The organism is Shimia sediminis, assembly GCF_003990645.1.
Classification (GTDB): Bacteria; Pseudomonadota; Alphaproteobacteria; order Rhodobacterales; family Rhodobacteraceae; genus Shimia; species Shimia sediminis.
Window position 1 is genome coordinate 584,994 of sequence record NZ_RYZK01000001.1, and the last position, 19,823, is coordinate 604,816.

Annotated in this window: 20 protein-coding genes; 10 read left to right on the forward strand and 10 right to left on the reverse strand. The window is 55.5% G+C overall.

Annotation, left to right across the window (positions count from 1 at the left end):
* The first annotated feature begins 44 nt into the window (after positions 1 to 44).
* On the forward strand, positions 45 to 512 hold the full coding sequence (locus EK369_RS02960) for a hypothetical protein (protein WP_127112180.1): 468 nt from the start codon (positions 45 to 47) through the stop codon (positions 510 to 512).
* A gap of 17 nt (positions 513 to 529) precedes the next feature.
* Positions 530 to 967 carry a hypothetical protein gene (locus EK369_RS02965; RefSeq protein ID WP_127112181.1) on the forward strand — a complete coding sequence of 146 codons (438 nt, stop codon included), beginning with the start codon at positions 530 to 532 and terminating at the stop codon, positions 965 to 967.
* 13 nt (positions 968 to 980) lie between these two features.
* Here the strand turns inward: EK369_RS02965 and ntrX are convergent, their stop codons facing one another.
* The 5 genes from ntrX to dusB all read right to left on the reverse strand — a co-directional run bounded on the left by ntrX (position 981) and on the right by dusB (position 8,203).
* Entirely contained in the window at positions 981 to 2,393 is a 1,413-nt protein-coding gene (gene ntrX, locus EK369_RS02970; RefSeq protein WP_127112182.1) for a nitrogen assimilation response regulator NtrX, read from the reverse strand.
* Between the two features lie 16 nt (positions 2,394 to 2,409).
* Positions 2,410 to 4,653, reverse strand: coding sequence for a sensor histidine kinase NtrY-like (locus tag EK369_RS02975; RefSeq protein ID WP_235871325.1), 2,244 nt, complete (start codon positions 4,651 to 4,653; stop codon positions 2,410 to 2,412).
* A 102-nt stretch (positions 4,654 to 4,755) separates the two neighbouring features.
* The gene (locus EK369_RS02980) at positions 4,756 to 6,120 is read right to left on the reverse strand and encodes a response regulator (protein ID WP_127112184.1); all 1,365 of its coding nucleotides are present in this window, start codon (positions 6,118 to 6,120) and stop codon (positions 4,756 to 4,758) included.
* On the reverse strand, positions 6,120 to 7,205 hold the full coding sequence (locus EK369_RS02985; RefSeq protein ID WP_127112185.1) for a two-component system sensor histidine kinase NtrB: 1,086 nt from the start codon (positions 7,203 to 7,205) through the stop codon (positions 6,120 to 6,122). The genes EK369_RS02980 and EK369_RS02985 overlap by 1 nt, the downstream gene beginning before the upstream one ends.
* Complete coding sequence (dusB, locus tag EK369_RS02990) at positions 7,202 to 8,203, reverse strand: tRNA dihydrouridine synthase DusB (protein WP_127112186.1); 1,002 nt, start codon at positions 8,201 to 8,203, stop codon at positions 7,202 to 7,204. The genes EK369_RS02985 and dusB overlap by 4 nt, the downstream gene beginning before the upstream one ends.
* Positions 8,204 to 8,362: 159 nt before the next feature.
* Between dusB and EK369_RS02995 the strand changes: the two genes are divergently transcribed.
* The 4 genes from EK369_RS02995 to EK369_RS03010 all read left to right on the forward strand — a co-directional run bounded on the left by EK369_RS02995 (position 8,363) and on the right by EK369_RS03010 (position 11,808).
* Positions 8,363 to 9,505 (forward strand): bifunctional 2-C-methyl-D-erythritol 4-phosphate cytidylyltransferase/2-C-methyl-D-erythritol 2,4-cyclodiphosphate synthase, encoded by a 1,143-nt coding sequence (locus EK369_RS02995; protein ID WP_127112187.1) that lies wholly within the window; start codon positions 8,363 to 8,365, stop codon positions 9,503 to 9,505.
* Positions 9,502 to 9,993 carry a phosphatidylglycerophosphatase A family protein gene (locus tag EK369_RS03000; protein ID WP_127112188.1) on the forward strand — a complete coding sequence of 164 codons (492 nt, stop codon included), beginning with the start codon at positions 9,502 to 9,504 and terminating at the stop codon, positions 9,991 to 9,993. The genes EK369_RS02995 and EK369_RS03000 overlap by 4 nt, the downstream gene beginning before the upstream one ends.
* Positions 9,990 to 10,460 carry a CinA family protein gene (locus EK369_RS03005; RefSeq protein ID WP_127112189.1) on the forward strand — a complete coding sequence of 157 codons (471 nt, stop codon included), beginning with the start codon at positions 9,990 to 9,992 and terminating at the stop codon, positions 10,458 to 10,460. Before EK369_RS03000 ends, EK369_RS03005 begins: the two co-directional genes overlap by 4 nt.
* 160 nt (positions 10,461 to 10,620) lie before the next feature.
* Positions 10,621 to 11,808, forward strand: coding sequence for an ammonium transporter (locus EK369_RS03010; protein ID WP_127112190.1), 1,188 nt, complete (start codon positions 10,621 to 10,623; stop codon positions 11,806 to 11,808).
* 67 nt (positions 11,809 to 11,875) lie between these two features.
* On the opposite strand, the gene EK369_RS03015 is transcribed toward EK369_RS03010, so the two are convergent.
* Both EK369_RS03015 and EK369_RS03020 read right to left on the reverse strand, forming a co-directional pair.
* On the reverse strand, positions 11,876 to 13,174 hold the full coding sequence (locus tag EK369_RS03015; RefSeq protein WP_164726828.1) for an MmgE/PrpD family protein: 1,299 nt from the start codon (positions 13,172 to 13,174) through the stop codon (positions 11,876 to 11,878).
* 40 nt (positions 13,175 to 13,214) lie between these two features.
* Entirely contained in the window at positions 13,215 to 13,658 is a 444-nt protein-coding gene (locus EK369_RS03020; RefSeq protein WP_127112192.1) for a type II toxin-antitoxin system RatA family toxin, read from the reverse strand.
* Between the two features lie 67 nt (positions 13,659 to 13,725).
* On the opposite strand from EK369_RS03020, the gene hpt reads away from it, so the two are divergent.
* Entirely contained in the window at positions 13,726 to 14,265 is a 540-nt protein-coding gene (gene hpt, locus EK369_RS03025; RefSeq protein ID WP_127112511.1) for a hypoxanthine phosphoribosyltransferase, read from the forward strand.
* Between the two features lie 156 nt (positions 14,266 to 14,421).
* Here hpt and EK369_RS03035 read toward each other — a convergent pair whose 3' ends face one another.
* On the reverse strand, positions 14,422 to 15,300 hold the full coding sequence (locus EK369_RS03035) for a LysR family transcriptional regulator (protein ID WP_164726830.1): 879 nt from the start codon (positions 15,298 to 15,300) through the stop codon (positions 14,422 to 14,424).
* Positions 15,301 to 15,394: 94 nt separating this feature from the next.
* On the opposite strand from EK369_RS03035, the gene EK369_RS03040 reads away from it, so the two are divergent.
* Positions 15,395 to 15,859 carry a c-type cytochrome gene (locus EK369_RS03040; protein WP_127112195.1) on the forward strand — a complete coding sequence of 155 codons (465 nt, stop codon included), beginning with the start codon at positions 15,395 to 15,397 and terminating at the stop codon, positions 15,857 to 15,859.
* A 71-nt stretch (positions 15,860 to 15,930) separates the two neighbouring features.
* Positions 15,931 to 16,809: a cytochrome c gene (locus tag EK369_RS03045; RefSeq protein WP_127112196.1), complete on the forward strand. Its 879-nt coding sequence runs from the start codon at positions 15,931 to 15,933 to the stop codon at positions 16,807 to 16,809.
* 43 nt (positions 16,810 to 16,852) lie between these two features.
* Here the strand turns inward: EK369_RS03045 and lipA are convergent, their stop codons facing one another.
* Positions 16,853 to 17,797, reverse strand: a complete 945-nt coding sequence (lipA, locus tag EK369_RS03050) for a lipoyl synthase (protein ID WP_127112197.1) — start codon at positions 17,795 to 17,797, stop codon at positions 16,853 to 16,855.
* A gap of 190 nt (positions 17,798 to 17,987) precedes the next feature.
* Here lipA and EK369_RS03055 point away from each other — a divergent pair, with 190 nt between their 5' ends.
* Positions 17,988 to 18,533, forward strand: a complete 546-nt coding sequence (locus EK369_RS03055) for a peroxiredoxin (RefSeq protein WP_127112198.1) — start codon at positions 17,988 to 17,990, stop codon at positions 18,531 to 18,533.
* Positions 18,534 to 18,693: 160 nt separating this feature from the next.
* On the opposite strand, the gene EK369_RS03060 is transcribed toward EK369_RS03055, so the two are convergent.
* The gene (locus EK369_RS03060) at positions 18,694 to 19,791 is read right to left on the reverse strand and encodes a DUF6456 domain-containing protein (protein ID WP_127112199.1); all 1,098 of its coding nucleotides are present in this window, start codon (positions 19,789 to 19,791) and stop codon (positions 18,694 to 18,696) included.
* Positions 19,792 to 19,823 lie beyond the last annotated feature (32 nt).

Genomic DNA, 19,823 nt, shown 5'->3' on the forward strand with positions numbered 1-19,823 from the left:
TACCCTGCAATGAGGTTTCATCACATCAGAAGTTGGAGCATGAAATGCAAGGTTTGTTTAAGGTTTCCAAAGGCTTCCTTTTGTCAGCGCTGATGTTGGCGGGATGTACCAGCAGCAGTTACCAGACCTATCTCAAGTCTGGGTACAGTGTTGAACGTGTCAACCGTGATCGGGCAGAATGTGATGTTGAGGCCAACAGGCTGTTTCCCGCCGCCAACTGGCCGCAAACTTATCCAACCGCAACAGTTGGCTATTGGGGCGGCGGCTGGGGCGGGGCTGTTGGTGTGATCCACACGACTGACGTCAATGCAGGAATGCGTGCGCAACATCGCACACAATGCATGCGCACCAAAGGCTACACACCGTATACGTTCCCGCGTTGCACCCAGGATCAAATGGCGGGTCAGAGTTACGCACCTATCACCCGATCCCCACAACCATCCGAGACGATCTGCGCGCTGGATGTCCAAGGTGGTGGATGGACCCTGATTGACTTGTCCAAACCGTTGTGAGGAAGAGGAAGTTCTGCATGAAACGCGCAATTCCAGCTTTGTTTGCAATCACAGCTTTAGGCGGATGCCTTGAGTACACACCAATGTATAAAGTTGGCGCAACAACTCACGAAACCAACGTTACCCGAGCACAGTGCAACACTTTTGCCGCGAATTCTGTTCCGGTAATGCTGGTAACTGATTGGATTCCAATCTACGGCGCAAATGGCAGGATTGTGGGGCACCGGACAGAAGTTTACGACGCGAATGAAGGCCGCCGCTATTCAGAGCAGCAACGCTGCATGGAGCGTGAAGGATACGCCCGCGTCTCAATTCCTTACTGCAAGGACGAGGACATTGCCGGACGCAGCTACAGGCCGCTCACGACCTCACCACCGTTGACCGGGTCCATCTGCGCCATTCGTCAACAAGGTGGCGGGCGTGTTATTGTCGATCTAAACAAGCCGGCTGGCTGACAACCGCCCGATGTCAATCGGCTTCAGCATCAGCGCTGTCCACATGCGCCACACGTGCGCCTGACTTGTTGGACGTGACAACGCCGAGCGACTTGAGCTTTCTGTGCAGGGCCGAACGTTCCATGCCCACGAAATTGGCCGTACGGCTGATGTTGCCACCAAATCGGTTGATCTGAGTCAGCAAGTACTCGCGCTCAAAGGCCTCGCGAGCTTCACGCAAAGGCAATGTTGCCAAAGCGCCGGACAAAACAACCCGGCCTTCCTCGGTTTCCCCCTCGCCTTCAGTAGGAAGTTCCCGGCTTTCGATTGGTCCGGCCCCCTCACCAAGGATCAAGACCCGCTCAATCAGGTTTTTTAATTGGCGCACATTCCCAGGCCACAACATGGTTTGCATCAGCGCCTCGGCTTCGTCTGACATTTCACGCAGGGGCAGCCCCTGGCTGCTGTTGAACCCTTCGATAAAATGCTGCGCCAGGAGCGGAATATCCTCTCGTCTCTCTTCCAATGAAGGCACCGGAATGGGAACGACATTCAAGCGATGATAAAGCTCTTGGCGGAAAGTTTGTGCGTCTATCTCGGCTTCCAGATTGCGTGTGGTCGAAGAAATTACCCGCAAGTCAACTCGGACTTTGTCGGTTCCCCCAACACGCTGGAATTGCTGATCAACCAGAACCCGCAAGATCTTGGACTGGGTTGCCATTGGCATGTCAGCCACTTCGTCAAAGTAGATCACGCCACCATTGGCCTGTTCCAGCAACCCTGACTCGATTCCGCGCTCGCCACTTTCCCGGCCAAACAACATCTCTTCGACCCGGTCCGGATCCATGCCAGCACAGCTGACCGTGACAAATGGCGCCGATGCCCGGTTAGAGTTCGCATGAATGTAGCGTGCGGCAACTTCCTTGCCGACACCAGCCGGTCCGGTCAGCATCACACGTCCATTTGACTTGGTAACTTTGTCCAACTGACTGATCATGGTGCGGAAAGCCGAGCTTTCGCCAATCATTTCGGCAGGACGCGTATCCAGACGCTTCAGTTCAAGGTTCTCACGACGAAGGCGCGATGTCTCCATAGCTCTGCGAATGACCACCAGCAACTGGTCAATATTAAAGGGCTTTTCGATAAAATCGTAGGCGCCCTGCTTGATCGCCGCGACCGCAATTTCAATATTTCCGTGGCCGGAAATGATCACAACAGGAACGTCAGGATAGTCCCGCTTGACAACTTTCAGGATGTCGATCCCATCCATATTGCTGTCTTTCAACCAGATATCGAGGATCATAAGCGATGGTTGATCTGATGTGACCTCTTGCATGGCCTGATCAGAATTGCCCGCCAGTCGCGTCGTGTACCCTTCGTCTTCGAGGATGTCCGAAATCAATTCCCGGATGTCCCTCTCGTCGTCGACAATTAGAATATCGCCCATTTTTTCCCCTCAACTCTCAATCTGTACTCTTACCGTTATTAGCTTTGGTCAACGGCAAGCGGACAACAGCCATGGCGCCCGGATTTGGATTGCCTCCAAAAACTGATGCGTCTTCAAGCGACAGGCTGCCACCATGTTCTTCGATGATTTTCTTAACAATCGGCAGGCCAAGTCCGGTCCCTTTGTCACGGGTTGTGACATAGGGCTCAAAAAGCCTCGCGCGATCCTGTGGCAGGCCGACCCCATTGTCCGAAACCCGGATCACCACACGATCGGCGCGGCGCTCGCAAACGATTCTAATCGTCGGAACAAGACCTTGTGGTGCACCTTTTTCATAAAGGCTTTCAATAGCTTCCCCGGCATTCTTAATAAGGTTTGTCAGTGCCTGCGAGATCATGGTTTCGTCGAGGTCTGCCATCAAGGGACCATCGCAGATCTCTTTTTCAAACGTTACTTGCGGCTGACCTGTTTCCTGCAGCAACACTATGCTCGACAGCGTCGGAATGAAGTCGATGGTACGCCGCTCGGGTTCTGGCATACGCGCGAACTTGGAAAACTCATCAACGATACGGCGCAGATCATTGGTTTGACGTACGATGACCTCCGTCATCTGCTCAAGTTTCTCGCTGTCATCACCCACCCGTGACGAGAACTTGCGCTTGATCCGTTCTGCCGAGAGTTGGATCGGTGTCAGCGGGTTTTTGATTTCGTGGGCAATGCGACGTGCAACATCTCCCCAGGCGGCCATGCGCTGAGCCGTGACCAAGTCGGTTACATCTTCAAAGGTAACCACATAGCCCTCCAGCGTGCCATCTTTGTTCCGCCGGGTCGCCATGCGCACCAACAGATTCTCCAACCTACCGGACCGCGTGACTTTGATCTCGTCCTGTGCGACTTCGTCATAGCCCCCTGACAAGGCTTCAAACAGCGCCCCAAATTCTGGAACTGCGACCGCGATAAACATGTCCTCATGAGAGTTGGTCCAGTCGAGCAGACGTTGGGCTGAGCGGTTCACGAAAGTCACTCGCCCTGTTGGATCCAAACCAACAACACCGGAGGTGACAGAACTTAAGACCGAGTCAAACAGCCGCCGACGGCGCTCGATCTGGCTGGTGTTTTCAAGCAGTGTTTCCCGCTGACCTTTGAGTTGCCGGGTCATCTGGTTGAAATAGCGACCAAGCATGGCAATTTCGTCATCGCCTTCTTCTTCAATTACCTGAACATCTAGGTCCCCTGCCCCTACCCGCTGCGCCGCCCCTGCGAGCCGCCCAACTGGGCGCGCCAGACGCTCTGCAAACCACAGTCCCATCCAAATGGCTGCAAGTATCAGGATTACTGCGAAACCCAGGTAAACCAGGCCAAATTCGAACAGCAACCGCCCCCGTTCGCTCTCGAGTTGATGGTATAGTTGCGCAGTTGCTTTGGTCTCATCAAGCAACGAAAAAATCTGCCCATCAACTGCACGACTGATGTAGAGAAACCGGTCGACAAAAGCATCAAGACGTACAAGCGCGCGTAGTTCATTCAGTTCAAGATCTCGAACAATTTGACTACCTGTTTGTTGCGCAACAGCAATTTGTTCGGCCGTCGGCTGAGTATAGTTGAAGAGGTAAGATCCCTCGCCCCGCGCGCGGATGTCACCGGTTCCATCAATGACATAAGCCTCTTTCAGGCCACGTTGGATTTGCGCCTGCCCAGCGGTGAGCAACACGCGAATATCGCCATCGTTCATAAAAAAGCTCTGCCGGCGGTTCGCGTCCAGAAAGCCTGCGAGAGCCTCGGCGTCCGTTTCGAGATCACGGATGTGTTCCTGCTCATAAGCTTCAGCCGCGGAAACCGAGTTTCCGACCGCAAGGCTCACCCGTTCTGAAAACCAACCTTCCAATCCGGTGTTGACCGTCAGGACCGCAAAAATCGCCACCGTGACCGTTGGCAGAAGAGCCAATACTGCAAATGCCCCGGTCAGACGCATGTGCAGGCGGGAACCAGCTGATTGAGAGCGACGCGATGCCACGATACGCGCCACCCGTTGCGCTACAAGAGCGGCAATAGCCAACACATAGACGAAATCTATCAAAAGGATAAGACGCAGCGCGGACGAAGACGGCCCCTGATTCATAGGGCCAAGAACCAAGAAGGTTGCCATAACCAGAACCGGACCCAAAGCGACCAGTGTCCAGGTTGCGATATTCTGCGCACGCCGCTGCCTTCGCAAGCGTCGCAAACGTGTCCAGTGACTGGTTTTTGCCAGGGTGCTCACCCGACGACCTCAATTGTTTCGCGCCAAAGAAACGGCGCACCGCCATAATTATTGGGCCCACCTCGCCTGACTGAGACATATTGGCCACGTTATGTGGCAGTTTTACATCAACTTGCGCCGCCGTGTCACGTTAATATCCAAGTCGGTGATCTTCTTACGCAACGTATTGCGGTTAATTCCTAAGAGATCCGCACATTTAGCCTGATTGCCACCGGTCGCATCCAATGCAATTTCAATGAGTGGCAATTCTATCTCGCGCAGTATGCGCTGATACAGACCAGCTGGTGGCAGCATGTTGCCGTGCAAATCGAAGTATCGACGCAAATGTCGGGCCACGGACGCAGAAAGCTTTTCCGTGTCTTCACCGCCTAGCAACGGGCCAACCTGAGGTTGAGACCCGAGGATCCCTTCGGCTTCGGGCAAGGTCACTTCTTCAGTACGTGCTGTCAGCACCAGCCGTTTGACAGAGTTCTCCAATTGTCGGACGTTGCCGGGCCAACTGTAAGCTCGAAACAGCTCCATCGATTCTTTGGAGAGCACGCGCATTGGCGCGCCCTCTCGTTCGGCGCGTGACAAGAAATGCTCAACAAGCAATGGGATGTCGTCGACCCGTTCGCGCAAAGAGGGCACATGAACTGTCGCCCCATTGAGCCGGTAGTACAAATCCTGTCGTACATCCCCCTTTTCCATAGCATCTGCCAGGTTGCCCTGACTTGTTGCCATGAAACGAGGGGCATACTCACCGGGGCCATCGATCATTCGAACAATGCGCGCTTGGACCTCGTCGTTGATATCCCCGATTTCATCGAACAATATCGTCCCCCCCTTGGCTTTGGCCAAGACCCGGGCTGGACCTTCGATATCGACCAGGTCTGCAATCGTGGCCACCACAAACGGCAATGTACGGCGATCAGAAAAGTCATGAATTTCACGGGCAATCAGTGACTTGCCCGTACCACTTTCTCCGGAAATCAGAACCGGAAGATCAGTGTTCATGACCCTTGCAACAAGACGGTAAAGCGCTTGCATTACCGGCGTACGACCAACCAGAGGCAACTCGTCTGGTCGAGCGCTGTCGGATTGTTGCTCCGATGGTACGCGCCGCTTCACTTCCAACGCTTTCGAAGTGCGTTTCATCAGGTCAGGCAAATCAAATGGCTTTGGCAAGTAATCATATGCCTCAGCTTCCGCCGCCTGAATGGCAGTCATGATCGTGTTTTGGGCGGAAATCACTATGACAGGTAGTCCGGGGCGATCTTCGGATATCTTGGGTAACATCTCAAGCCCATTGCCGTCCGGCATCATCACATCAGTGATGACCACGTCACCCTTACCCTCTTTGACCCAACGCATCAGTGTTGTGAGTGACGACGTGGCATGGACCTTGCAGCCAGCACGCGTCAGAGCTTGGGTCAGGACCGTGCGAATAGTGCGATCATCATCAGCGACAAGAATGGTGCCGTCCATCAGGAACTCTCCTTAAGGGCTTTTTCTGCCTCGCGAGACAGTCGCGGAAGCGAAATGCGGAAAACGGTGTGGCCAGGCACGGAATCTACCGTGATGAGGCCGTCATGATCTGAGATAATTTTGCTGACCAAGGCGAGGCCAAGACCGGTGCCGTTTTCGCGTCCTGAAACAAACGGGTCAAAGATGTCGCCCTTGATGTCCTGAGGAAGCCCTGGGCCATCATCTATGATTTCAACCTGCAAGGGCAAAGCCTGCCCTGATCCATCAGTTCGGCGCAGCCGAAACGAGTGATCGTAGTATGTATGTAGACGTATTTGGCCTTGACGATCTGCAGCTTCGGACGCGTTTTTCAGTAGATTCAAAACCACCTGAAGCAACTGATCTCCGTCTCCCTGTGCCAATGGCAATGAAGGGTCATAGTCTTCGACAATCGTCATATGCGCACCAAACCCAACGTGCGCCGAGCGTCGCGCCCGATCCAGCACATCATGCAGATTGACCGCATTCTTCTGCGGTGGCGAGAGGTTGCCAAACTGCTCGACCTGTTCAAGAAGCTTAACGATGCGACGACTCTCTTCTACAATCAGGTCGGTTAATTCCAGATCTTCCGGATTCAGATTCATCGACAATAGCTGCGCAGCTCCGGTGATGCCCGCCAGAGGGTTTTTGATTTCATGCGCCAGCATCTCCGCCATACCAATCGCAGATTTTGCTGACGACCTAACGCCTTGTGATCGTGTCATACGTCCCGCCAGCTCGCGGGATGTAATCAGGATCAACATATGTCCGTCAGAATTCGAAACGGGCGCGATCTTGAGATTCCCCTGAACCGGCGGTCCTTCGCCTGTACCAACATCCGCATCATTTACAAACAAGGGAGATCCATGGGCCCTTGAACGTTCAAGCGCGTCTTCCAACGGTGCATCCACCGAAATCTTATCCCAAACAGGAATACCCCTCATGGACCTGGCTGACGCGTTCAGAAATGCCTCAGCCGCAACGTTGATCTCGGTGATCATGTCGTTCGCGTCGACGACAATTGCCGGAACCGGCAATGAGTTCCAGATGTTAGGTGCATCGCTCATGCGGCGTCCTCCCGGCCACTACCGCCGCTCAAAGCATCAGGCAACAGTTCTAATACCTGTTTGGGATCTCGGGAGGTTTGAACAACCCGTCGCAGATCTTTTGGAGTGTCAACGTCATCCATGTACCACCCCAAGTGCTTTCGGGCGACACGCCCTCCAAGCTCGCCACCATAAAACTCCAGAATGGCCTCGTAATGAGACACAACCATTGCGGCCAAAGCCTCGCCTCGAGGTATCTCTGGTGCTTTCGCACCAAACAACACATGGGCAATCTGCGCCAAGAGCCAAGGTCGCCCCTGCGCACCGCGACCAACCATGACGCCATCCGCGCCTGATTGGTCTAGCGCTTGTCGTGCGGTCTCAACATCTAAAATGTCGCCGTTCGCAATGACGGGAATCGACACCGCCTCTTTGATCTCACGTATGGCCGACCAGTCCGCGCTCCCCTTGTAAAACTGACACCGGGTGCGGCCATGTATCGTGACCATCTGGATACCCGCATCCTCGGCACGTTTGGCAAGGTCTGGCGCGTTGCGCATGTGGTCATCCCAACCCAGACGTGTCTTGAGTGTAACTGGAATCTTGACCGCCCCAACAACAGCATCAATCAATCCCAGCGCATGATCCAGGTCTTTCATCAATGCCGACCCTGCCGCGCCTGCACCGGATGACGAGGTCACCTTCTTGGCTGGGCACCCCATGTTGATGTCGATCAAGCGCGCGCCGTTGGCTTCGATCTGACGTGCCGCCTCCGCCATCCAGTAGGCATCACGGCCTGCGATCTGTACAGAAGTATTGGCCTTTCCAAATCCCAGCTCTGCCTTTTCCCGAACCCCGGCTTTGGCCTGAACCATTTCCTGGCTCGCAACCATCTCAGATACAACGAGCCCCGCGCCAAAAGACGAGACCAGATCACGAAACGGCAGATCGGTGATTCCCGCCAAAGGGGCGAGGAACACTGGCGGTTCTAGGGTTAGATCGGCAAGACGCACAGTCACATGCTTATTCCTTGGGCAACAATCTCGAAATACTGCCTCGCAATATAAACCACAATGAATTCACGCCCCTTTTTAGGGCAAAATTCCCCTTCTGCCTAAAATTTAAGCAATCAATAAGGGTAGATTGCCACTCCTCCAAGCAGGTTTTAGACAGAGCCCATGAACACACCACCACGCAAAATTGCAGCAATCCTTGTCGCAGCCGGACGCGGCACCCGCGCTGGCGCTGGAACTCCCAAGCAATGGCGCAAGCTGGCCGGAAAACGAGTTGCGGACTGGACCGTCGAAGCCTTTGCAACACATCCGAACGTCGCCTTTGTTCTCGCGGTAACCCACGCAGAAGACGACGCAGAAGCGGACAGTCTGGGCGTCCCCTATGTGCACGGCGGCACGACCCGCGACGCTTCTGTACGCGCAGGTCTCAATGCACTTAAAGGGTTGGACATCACACACGTCCTGATCCATGACGTGGCGCGTGCCGGTGTTTCACAAACAATCATTTCCAATGTCATCTCGGCATTGAACACAGCCCAAGGGGCCGCACCCGCCCTGCCCGTCACCGACGCACTCTGGCGTGGTATGGATGGGGCTGTGGCAGGCACTCAGGATCGCTCTGATCTCTTTCGCGCGCAAACCCCGCAAGGGTTTCAATTCAAGGAAATACTAGAAGCGCACGCAAACCACGCGGGAGGCGCATTGGATGACGTCGAAGTTGCCCGAGCCGCCGGATTGCGCGTAGCAATTGTTGACGGCGACGAGGCCAACCTGAAAATCACAACTCCTGCCGACTTTGCTCGGATGGAACGCATATTGCGAGGAAACATGGATATACGGCTTGGCAACGGATTTGACGTTCACGCCTTTACTGACGGGGACCACGTCACGCTTTGCGGCGTTGCGATCCCTCATACACGTGCCCTCAAAGGTCACTCGGACGCTGATGTCGGCATGCACGCCGTGACAGACGCCATCTATGGCGCTCTGGCCGAGGGAGATATCGGACGCCATTTCCCCCCAAGCGACGTGCAATGGAAGGGTGCGGATAGCGCCATCTTTCTGGAACACGCGGTCAATCTGGCATCTCACAAGGGCTACGCCATCTCTAATGTTGATTGCACTCTGATCTGTGAGCGTCCCAAGATCGGCCCTCACGCCGCGGCTATGAAGGATCGCATGGCTCATATTATGGGACTACGTCCAGATCAGGTTTCAGTCAAAGCAACAACAAGTGAGCAGCTCGGCTTTACCGGCCGTGAAGAAGGGATTGCGGCCATTGCCACTGCAACTTTGGTGAAGCAATGAGCAAACTGATCGCAACAGTCTTTGGTGTAGGCCACATTCGCCCGGCCCCTGGAACCTGGGGGTCTGCCGCAGGCGTTCTGATGGCGCTGGCGCTGCACTATGCCGGGGGCTTTCCGCTTCTGGCAGTGGCGACGCTATTGGTGTTTCTGCTCGGCTGGTGGGCAACAGCGGAAGCAACCCGTGGCGCGGAAGATCACGATCCCAGCGAAATCGTCATAGACGAGGTCGCGGGGCAATGGATCGCCCTGCTGATTGTGAGCTTCGGTGCTTGGCATGCAGGCCTCGATCCGCTGAAACTCTATCCCGGCTGGATCGCTGGTTTTATCTTGTTTCGGTTTTTCGACATTACCAAGCCCTGGCTCGTCGGATGGGCTGATCGCCGAGGCGATGCGCTGGGTGTGATGTTGGACGATGTTGTTGCAGGGATATTTGCCGCCATTGGAACCGGTATCCTCGCATGGGCCAGCCACGGATTTTTGGGCCTATGACATTGGCCGAAGAAGTTCTGACCGCCTGCGGAGCCAAAGGTTTGCGCGTTGCAACAGCGGAAAGCTGCACGGGCGGTATGGTGATGGCTGCTCTCACCGATATCGCCGGTTCGTCATCCGTGGTCGATCGCGGCTTTGTCACCTATACGAATACGGCCAAAACCGAGTTGCTGGGCGTTCGCGAAGCCACTCTGGCAGCTGTCGGCGCGGTTTCCGAAGAAGTCGCGCGGGAAATGGCGCTGGGCGCTCTGGTCAATAGCGACGCCGACATTTCGGTTTCGGTCACGGGGATCGCGGGCCCGGGCGGATCCGAATACAAACCAGAAGGCCGGGTCTGCTTTGGCCTCGCCACACAATCGGGCTGTGAAACAGAGACCCTTGAGTTTGGCGCTCTGGGCCGCGCCGAAGTGCGCGCCGCAGCACGGAATCATGCATTGAGCCTGATCCTCAAAGCCGCCTTGGCATAACGATCACGAATTGAGCAGCCCTCATAAAAGTTCGCCTAATTTTTAGCCGGTTCGTGAAATGCCCGCGTTTAAAGCACTTTTGCTGACATTTGCATTTTAGTTCCGCCCCGATTTTCCGCTTTGTGACGCTCAAATCATCACAAATGGAAAGGAAGGGACAATGAACGGAGCGGATACCGCCTGGATCATCGTGGCAACGGCCTTGGTCCTGTTCATGACTCTGCCGGGTCTGGCGCTGTTTTACGGTGGCCTTGTACGGGCACGCAACGTGCTCAGCGTCTTCATGCAAACTTATGCCATCGCCTGCTTGATGAGCATCCTTTGGCTTGTCTTTGGCTACACCATCGCCTTTGGAAACGACGGCGGCGGCAGCAGCCTTTGGGGAGGTCTTGGCAAGATGTTCCTGAACGGTGTCACCACTGACAGCCTGTCCGGCACACTACCCGAAGTTTTATTCTTTGCCTTTCAGATGACTTTCGCAATCATCACACCCGCATTGATCGTTGGTGCCTACGTAGAGCGGATCGGCTTTGGATTCGTTCTTCTGTTTTCCGGGCTTTGGATGCTCTTGTGTTACGCACCCGTCGTGCACTGGATCTGGGGCGGCGGCATGCTGGCAGACGGAGGCCTTTTTGGCGAGACCGGCGTCCGCGACTTCGCAGGGGGTATCGTGGTTCACGAAACCGCTGGTATCGCGGCTCTCGTCATTGCCGTCTTTCTTGGTCCGCGCAAGAACCGCACCACGCCACCTCATGCCCCATGGATGGTCATGATTGGCGCAGCCATGCTCTGGGTTGGCTGGTTCGGCTTCAACGGCGGCTCGCAGCTTGCAGCTGACGGCGGAGCGGCAATGGCTATAACCGTAACGCACATCTCGGCAGCAACCGCGTCGCTGACCTGGGCGCTGTGGGAACGCATCAAATACGGCAAAGCATCACTGGTTGGTCTTGTGACGGGCACCATTGCGGGTCTCGCTTCGATCACCCCCGCCTCGGGCTTTGTCGGCCCCATCGAAGCTCTCGCGATTGGCGCTATCGCGGGCATTCTTTGCCAGGAAGCCGTGAACGTCGTGCGCAACACGCTCAAGATTGACGATACTTTGGACGTCTTTGCAGTACACGGCGTCGGCGGTATCTTTGGCACGATCATGATCGCCGCCTTCGGCCAAGGCACCTGGGTCGCTCAGCTTGGCGGGTTGGCCGTTGTTGGTGTCTTCACGCTGATTGTGACTGTGGTTCTTGTCAAAGTCGTCGGGCTTGTAACGCCACTGCGTGTGGACGCCGAGACCGAGGTCAACGGCCTCGATCTCAGTGCACATGGTGAACGCGCATACGATTGGAATTCCTGATACGCGTCAACAGCACAAGGACGGGCGGACCTGACTGGGTCCGCCCCTTTACTTTTGCGTTCTGCGATCAACTGCGCGGGCGCAAAACCTGCATAAACTGAGCGGCACTTGGCAAGTCGGGGTTCATGATCTCATCCCAAAGCGCTCTGGACAGATCTGCCCCGATGAGCGCCTGAGATTTGTCCAGGACACGGGCCTTGCGTGTGTCAAAATCCGCGACTTCCGCAAGATCATGGCGCGCCGTTACAACTCTGCCACCTGTTTCCACCTGCACTACGGCCTCAGTATCGCAAAGCGCCGGATCGCCAACCACCGTGATCCTGTCGCGCAAACTAACCACCGGAGCACTCAGGATCACACCTTCTTCAAAACTTTGATCAGTGGTCAATGGCAGTCCGAGCATGGCCATCGCACCGGTTAGAGTCAGGCTGAACTTTGCCTCTAGCCGCGTGGTTGGTGCAGGAATATTGCACACGTCCAGCCACCGCGGATGCACGGCAATTTCAACAGCCTCAACGCGTTGCCCCTGAAAGCCGCGCAAAGCTTCGATGGCTGCATGTGTGCCGTGACAACAGGCATGTAGCTTGTGGGAAACAGCAGGCCACAAATAGCCACCCTGATCAAAGGCAGAAACGTCACAGATGCCACCATGCATCGCTCCATACCCCAATGGCCCGTCAAGCGCCGCGGGATTGGCCTCAATGCCATAAGACACAGCCGAAACAGCTTCGATGGCGCCAGCCGCCGCCATGCCGGCATGATAGGGTTTTGCCATGGTGCCAAAATGTGCCTTGAGCCCTCCGGCGCGACTACCCGCCAGAGCCACGGCCTGCGCCACGTCGTCTGCGTTCATATCTTGTATGAGCGCAGCCGCACCGACAGTGGCTCCAAAAGTTCCGGCGGTAGCGGTCTGGTGGAATCCAGCCTCATAATGCGGGCGTCCCAGCCAGAGCCCTGTTCGGATTGCCGCTTCGGCCCCAACAACGGCGGCTCGTAGCGCCGCATCAAGGCTTTCCTCTTGATCTTCGGCCATGGCCAACACCGCTGGTAGAACAACCGCGCTAACATGTCCGATATGGGCAAAATGTGTGTCATCATAGTCCAGCGCGTGACCCAAAACGCCATTGACCAATGCGGCACCCCGCATCGGCAATTGCGTATCGCGATTTATAACAGAGGCAACGCCATACCCCCCATTCGCCTGCTCCATCGCCCAGGCCGCCATCGAGACGGGTTCGGCAACGGCGGCACGCGCCACACTCGCCCAGTCCAACAAAGACAAGCGCATGACATTCAGCACATCGTTCGTCAGCGCATCTTCATATGTCTGAAAGGCGAAACGGGCAATTTTCTGGGACGTATGCATGTCTGACCTCTGTCTTTCGGGCGACTGTGCACCTAAGGCCCTAGCCGTACAAGTCCTTGGCGCGGATTTCAAATGCGGCCACGATGCGATGCATGGCTTCATTGAAGACGAGGCCAATCGCTTTTTGAAGAAGAAGGTTTCGAAACTCGAAGTCCACGAAGAAAGATACCTCGCATCCCTCCTCTACATCCCTGAAGTCCCAAGTTGATTTCAAAAACTTGAACGGTCCGTCCAGATACTCGGTATCAATTGCCTGATCGCCATCACGCAGCAGAACCCTGCTGCCAAATCGCTCGCGAAAGACTTTGAACGAAATCACCAAGTCGGCCAGCATCTCGCGCGCCTCGCCCCTGGGCGTCACAGAACGGATTCGTGCCGCCACACACCACGGCAAAAACTGCGGATAAGACGCAACGTCAGCGACCAGATCATACATCTGTTGGGCGCTATACGGCAGGGTACGGGTTTCAGAATGGGTTGGCATGGCCTGATTTCACGTGGACAGTGGCACCGCATTTCGTATGCTGCGCAGGGAAAATCAAGGGGGTGTCATGCCAAAGCGTCCATATGTCATCGATCAGATGATCTCGGCCAAATCAATTGCTGCGCGAATCGAGGAATTGAGCCGTGAGATTTCCCACGAGTATGCCGACACGGACAAACTTGTGGTTGTCGGCCTTTTACGTGGCTCATTCGTGTTCATTGCAGACCTTGTCCGCGAGCTGGACCTGCCGGTCGAAGTTGATTTTCTTGAGGCTTCCTCATATGGAAATGCAATGGAAAGCAGCCGGGAAGTACGCATTTTCAAAGACTTACGGGGTGAAATTGAGGGGCGTGACGTGCTTGTTGTGGAAGACATTGTTGATACTGGCCACACGCTTACGCACGTGTTGCATGTTTTGGAATCCCGCAATCCAGCCAAGTTGAAAACGATTGCTTTGTTGGACAAACCCTCGCGGCGAGAGGCGGATATCACGGCTGATTGGATCGGGTTTTCGATTCCAGATGAGTTTGTTGTCGGATACGGCATTGATTTTGCTCAACGCAATCGCAACCTGCCCTATATAGGCAAGGTTCGGTTTACGGAATGAACCTGCGTCACCTTATGCGCATGACCCGGTGGGTTCAAAATCCACCCTCAACCAAACGCGTGATTCTTGTGTTCAGTGTGATAGCTATCTGTCTTTTGCTTGGATTGGTCGAGTACATAGGGCTTTGGCCTGAGGCGTTTTCAACGAACGGAAACGTCAGAGTGCGCCCGACTCCGTAGACAAACCCGATAGCACTTTGGCTCTGTCGGCCAAACCTTCAATCAGGAAACGTTGAACTGCAACAATCCTTGCGACTCCGCTCATTTCTTGGTGGCAGGCGACCCAGATTGGAACCGATCCGATATCTCCCGGCGTGTCCAGTCGCTGTAATTCTCTCTCGCGATCACCCAAACAACAAGGTAACACCGCCCTCCCCAATCCCTGACGCGCCAAACCGGTCAGAGCGACAAAACTGTCAGCTGTCCCTACAATCTCTTCTGCGCGAACGGTCTCGGCCAACCATCGTGCCGGTGCGGACCTGACCAGGCTTCCAGTCATACCCAACCAGCCCTGCACTTGCGATGAAGCCGCATAGAGGCCAAACCCCAGATGCGCTGCCACCTGTCCTGTCAATTCATCGCTCAACCGAAGCGAAGGACGAACCGCAATATCCGCTTGCGAGCGGGAGAAATCGGAGTGCGTGTTGGTGGAAATCAAAGCGATCTGCAAGCCGCTCACGTCATTGTGAAAGTCGCGCATCACCGACGGCAACACCCATTGACAAAAGGTGTCCGTTGACGAGACGCGTACAGTTCCAACCAAGGGCGCGTGTGTTCCTTGTAAAAGGTTCCCCATTGACCGCACCGCGTTCCCGACTTCCCTTGCGGCCTCAATCATGCGCAAACGCTCAGGTTTCACCTGGTAACCTTTTGAAGTTCTATCAAAAATATCCACACCGTGACGCGCTTCAAAGGCGGCCACGCGGCGTAGGACAGTGGCGTGATTTACCCCCAGATCACGTGCAGCGCCACTGACAGTCCCAGTCTCGGCTACGGCCAGAACGAAACGCATATCATCCCAGTTCTCATTGTGCATGAATCGCATACTATTCTGCAAAAATTCCAAATGGTATTCGTTTTTCTCACAGATAACCTAGCGCCATTATCACTTGAGATTTTCGGAGGACGCTATGAAACGCGCATTCACCCTAACCGCCGCCACTTTGAGTCTCGCGGTTCTAACTGGCACCGCTTTTGCAGATGGCCACATTGATCACGCGATCAAGGCTCGCCAATCGCAAATGAACCTCTATGCATTCAACCTCGGAGCGCTTGGCGCCATGGCAAAGGGCCAAGTTGAGTATGACGCAGAGGCTGCAACAAAAGCCGCGACAAACCTCGTCACGTTGATGTCTCTGGATCAGTCAATGTATTGGCCGCAGGGCTCTGACAGCGGCTCTGCCAAGTCGAACACCAAAGCGGACATGTGGGCAAACTTCCCAGACGTCATGGCAAAGGGCAAAGCCACTTACGAAGCGGCCGTTGCCATGCAGACAGCTGCTGGAACAGATCTCGAGGCCTTGCGCGGTGCAATGGGCGCTCTGGGTGGTGCCTGTACTGCTTGCCACAAAGCGTACCGCGAACCCATGAACTAAGCGAAATGTCTTTCTGATGCGCACCGGTGACCTTAATGTCGCCGGTGCCATTTCCTGTTTGGAGTTTACCCATGCGCCGCCTTAGCCGTTACGTCGTCTTTCTGGCCATTGTTGGGATCAGCGTTTTCTGGCTGGTGACGCGCCCCGAGACTTTGCCAGGCGACGCATTGGACGGTCTGGTTGCAGATGCTGGGCGTGGAGAACAGGTGTTCCACGCCGCAGGGTGCGCTTCTTGTCACAGTGCAGTTGGCGCAGAGGGGGAAGCCGTTCTGGTCCTTTCCGGCGGGCAAAGTTTCCCATCACCTTTCGGCTCTTTCACAGCCCCCAACATTTCATCCGACCCCGTTCACGGAATCGGCGCTTGGTCAGCCATGGACCTCGCAAACGCCATGAAACATGGCGTTTCGCCAGATGGTCAACATTATTACCCAGCCTTCCCTTACACCACCTATGCTCGGGCCAGCTTGCAGGATATCGTCGATTTGCGCGCCTATCTCGCGACATTGCCTGCCTCAGAAATTGCCAGCCAGCCGCATGACGTGGGCTTTCCCTTCAACATCCGCCGCAGCCTTGGTGGATGGAAGATGCTCTTCGCCGACTCCACTTGGGTGACCGAAGCTCCTTCGCCCGAATTGGAACGCGGGCGCTACCTCGTCGAAGCGCTTGGGCATTGCGGAGAATGCCATACTGCGCGCAATGTCTTGGGCGGGACAGATCGCTCTCAATGGCTCGCTGGAGCTCCAGATCCATCCGGAAAAGGCAACATCCCAAATATCCGCCCCCCTGCATTCGACTGGGTGCAAGCAGACATTATCTACTATTTTGAATCTGGCTTCACGCCAGACTTCGACAGTGTGGGTGGACATATGGCCCATGTTGTCGAAAACCTGTCCAAACTCAAACCCGAAGACCGTGCAGCCATCGCCAGCTATCTCCTCGCGCTTGAATAACGTAAGGTCCAAAACCAAGAGATAGAGCGGCGACTTTCAGAGCTTAGCCGACTTGCGCGTCACGATTGGCTTTGAGGCGGGCAAAGTCGTCGCCCGCGTGGTATGAAGAGCGCGTCAAAGGCGTTGCCGAGACCATCAGGAAGCCTTTTCCATAGGCTGCCGTTTCATAGGCCTTGAATTCCTCAGGTGTAACAAAACGATCCACGCCATGGTGTTTGGGTGTTGGCTGTAGGTATTGGCCAATGGTCAGGAAATCCACATCTGCCGCACGCATGTCATCCATGACCTGCTGCACTGACTGCTTATCCTCGCCCAGACCAACCATAATGCCGGACTTTGTGAAAATCGACGGATCCAGTTCTTTCACACGCTGCAACAGGCGCAAGCTGTGGAAATACCGCGCGCCCGGACGCACCTTGGGGTACAGCCCCGGCACAGTTTCCAGGTTGTGGTTGAACACGTCCGGTTTGGCCTCGACCACTACTTCCAACACCTCAGGCGCACATTTCAGGAAATCTGGCGTCAGAATTTCAATCGTGGTTGAGGGGCTGCGATGGCGAATGGCGCGGATGGTCTGGGCAAAATGCTCTGCGCCACCATCTTCAAGATCGTCCCGATCGACCGAGGTCACAACCACATGGTTCAACCCAAGCTTATGCACTGCATGGGCCACCCGGCCCGGCTCGAACGTATCAAGCTCATTCGGCTTGCCGGTCGCAATGTTGCAGAATGTACAACCACGGGTACAAATCTCGCCCATGATCATCATGGTCGCGTGCCCCTGGCTCCAGCATTCGCCAGCGTTTGGACAGGCCGCCTCTTCGCAGACTGTGGCCAGGTTGTTGTCCCGCATAATCTTGCGCGTGGCGTTATAGCCTTCGCCCGTCGGCGCCTTGACGCGAATCCACTTGGGCTTGCGCGGCTGCGCGTTGTCGGGGCGATGCGCCTTTTCTGGGTGGCGCTGCTCGGGGATTTTCAGATCACGCACAGGTCTTTCCCTCGGGTCAATTCAGATCTCACGTCTCATAGCATAGTTCGCCATGCTTGGAACCACCAGAGCCGCAATGCCGCTATGCATTCCCATAGGTTTTTGCAAGGGGCCAGATGCCACATTGAACCTTCTTTAGAATCATTTTAAATGCTGCCTGAACACAAAATTCGCTATCAGGAGTTCCCTCATGCAAGCAGGCGTAAAAGTCCCCGCAGTCACCTTCAAAACCCGCGTTCGCGACGAAGCCGTGGGCGGTCCGAACCCCTTCCGCTGGCAGGATATGACCTCGGATGATTACTTTGCTGGCAAGCGCGTGATTCTGTTCTCGCTGCCAGGCGCCTTCACCCCGACCTGCTCGACCTACCAGCTGCCCGGCTTTGAAAACAACGCCGCCGAGTTTGCCGAGCTGGGTATCGACGAAATCTACTGCATGTCCGTGAACGACAGCTTTGTGATGAACAAATGGGCCGAAGCCCAAGGTATTTCCAATGTCAAAGTGATCCCTGACGGTTCGGGCGAATTCACCCGCAAAATCGGCATGCTGGTCGCCAAGGACAATCTCGGCTTTGGCATGCGCTCCTGGCGCTACGCCGCCATCATCAATGATGGCGTGATCGAAGCATGGTTCGAAGAGCCCGGCCTCAGCGACAACCATGGTGAAGACCCCTATGGCGTGTCTTCCCCTGAAACGCTGATGGAACACTTGAAAGCAGCTAAAGCCGACGTGGCATAAAGCTGCCCTGATCGTACTGCGAATGACCCGTGCAAAACGCGCGGGTCATTTTCGTTTGAACGTCACCACCAAAGAAACGAGCGGCGCACCTGTTATCCAGACGCGCCGCCCTTTCGCTCGCTGTTGGCTCAAAACTTCAAGCGAAAACCCCTGGAGGGTGTTATCCGATCATACGGCCTGCACCCCCAGCTTGTGAACGATAATATTCACTCAACCGAATTAGCGCGATTCTGAGCACAATTTTGCCGGAACGCGCGGACCAGCCCAGGCGTTTTTCCGCGCTTTCCAGCCCTTCCAGGAAACAACAACACCGCAAAGCGACGTCAGCCAGCCCTTCGCCAAGCTCACGCACGGCCTGCGCAACACGTTCACGGGCCATGGCTGAGGGACCAGAGACGCCAAGATCTGTCACATACCCAAGACGATCTTCACCAGAGAGGAATTTTTTCCAGTTGCGCGAGTCGCGCGGGCCCATCTGTGCCAGCTCAAAATCCTCGCGCAGCCGTTCACCCGCGGCCACCAGAAACTCATTCAAAAAGGGACTGCCATCTCGATCACGGCGACGCGCCAAGGCCGTCAAGGGAGAGTCAGCCATGGAAAACCGCATCGCCCGGCCCGTTGACGTGACAACCGGCCCACTTTCACAGGCATCGAAACCTGCCTGAGCCTCGGCAAAACCTTGGGCCTGGTTTTCAGTCTCAGCCAACAATTTGTTCAGTTCGCTGCGTCCGGCGGCGGTAATGCGGTAACGGGAAATTCGACCGGGATTGTCGCACGAAATCCAATCCTTCAATACCATCGCCTGCGCTACGGCGCGATCGACCACGCCGGTTCGCGCAGTTGCGCCTTCTGCCTCGCGCACAACAACCGCCCGTTCCATATCCTGCGCAACGGCAAGCACCGCGCCAGTTTCACATAGACGCCGAAGAATACGCAGAGCTTCACGCTTCAAAGTTTCAGCATCCGGCAATTGATCCATCTCCGTTTTTTCCACCACCATCGAGGCGCTCTCCTTGTTTTGCTTCTGGTGAGTGGGTCGAAGAAACAGCGGTGAAAGGCGGCTTAGAGCCTCGTCCATCAGCGGGTCATCACGCAGGCCTTCAAACTTGCGCACCTGACGTAGAACGGTCGAAGGATGGCAGTGTTGTTGGCGTGCGATCTTGCGGATCGACAGCCCCTGCTCAGTGTGCAAAAGGTAGCGCTTGGCCGCCTCTGGCACCCAGTCCCGTACAGCTATATGTTGATCGATTGCAGCCATTTTGCTCCGTACAGGTCAGTTTGGTTCACCTG

Bases quoted from the DNA above. Each gene is read 5' to 3' on its own strand.
- ntrX (WP_127112182.1), bottom strand. From the start codon at position 2,393: ATGGGCGATATTCTAATTGTCGACGACGAGAGGGACATCCGGGAATTG.
- EK369_RS03020 (WP_127112192.1), bottom strand. From the start codon at position 13,658: ATGCCAACCCATTCTGAAACCCGTACCCTGCCGTATAGCGCCCAACAG.
- EK369_RS03005 (WP_127112189.1), top strand. From the start codon at position 9,990: ATGACATTGGCCGAAGAAGTTCTGACCGCCTGCGGAGCCAAAGGTTTG.
- EK369_RS03055 (WP_127112198.1), top strand. From the start codon at position 17,988: ATGCAAGCAGGCGTAAAAGTCCCCGCAGTCACCTTCAAAACCCGCGTT.
- EK369_RS03045 (WP_127112196.1), top strand. From the start codon at position 15,931: ATGCGCCGCCTTAGCCGTTACGTCGTCTTTCTGGCCATTGTTGGGATC.
- EK369_RS03035 (WP_164726830.1), bottom strand. From the start codon at position 15,300: ATGCACAATGAGAACTGGGATGATATGCGTTTCGTTCTGGCCGTAGCC.
- hpt (WP_127112511.1), top strand. From the start codon at position 13,726: ATGCCAAAGCGTCCATATGTCATCGATCAGATGATCTCGGCCAAATCA.
- EK369_RS02985 (WP_127112185.1), bottom strand. From the start codon at position 7,205: ATGAGCGATGCACCTAACATCTGGAACTCATTGCCGGTTCCGGCAATT.
- EK369_RS02995 (WP_127112187.1), top strand. From the start codon at position 8,363: ATGAACACACCACCACGCAAAATTGCAGCAATCCTTGTCGCAGCCGGA.
- EK369_RS03015 (WP_164726828.1), bottom strand. From the start codon at position 13,174: ATGCATACGTCCCAGAAAATTGCCCGTTTCGCCTTTCAGACATATGAA.
- EK369_RS03000 (WP_127112188.1), top strand. From the start codon at position 9,502: ATGAGCAAACTGATCGCAACAGTCTTTGGTGTAGGCCACATTCGCCCG.
- EK369_RS02965 (WP_127112181.1), top strand. From the start codon at position 530: ATGAAACGCGCAATTCCAGCTTTGTTTGCAATCACAGCTTTAGGCGGA.
- EK369_RS02960 (WP_127112180.1), top strand. From the start codon at position 45: ATGCAAGGTTTGTTTAAGGTTTCCAAAGGCTTCCTTTTGTCAGCGCTG.
- EK369_RS02980 (WP_127112184.1), bottom strand. From the start codon at position 6,120: ATGGACGGCACCATTCTTGTCGCTGATGATGATCGCACTATTCGCACG.
- EK369_RS03040 (WP_127112195.1), top strand. From the start codon at position 15,395: ATGAAACGCGCATTCACCCTAACCGCCGCCACTTTGAGTCTCGCGGTT.
- EK369_RS03060 (WP_127112199.1), bottom strand. From the start codon at position 19,791: ATGGCTGCAATCGATCAACATATAGCTGTACGGGACTGGGTGCCAGAG.
- EK369_RS03010 (WP_127112190.1), top strand. From the start codon at position 10,621: ATGAACGGAGCGGATACCGCCTGGATCATCGTGGCAACGGCCTTGGTC.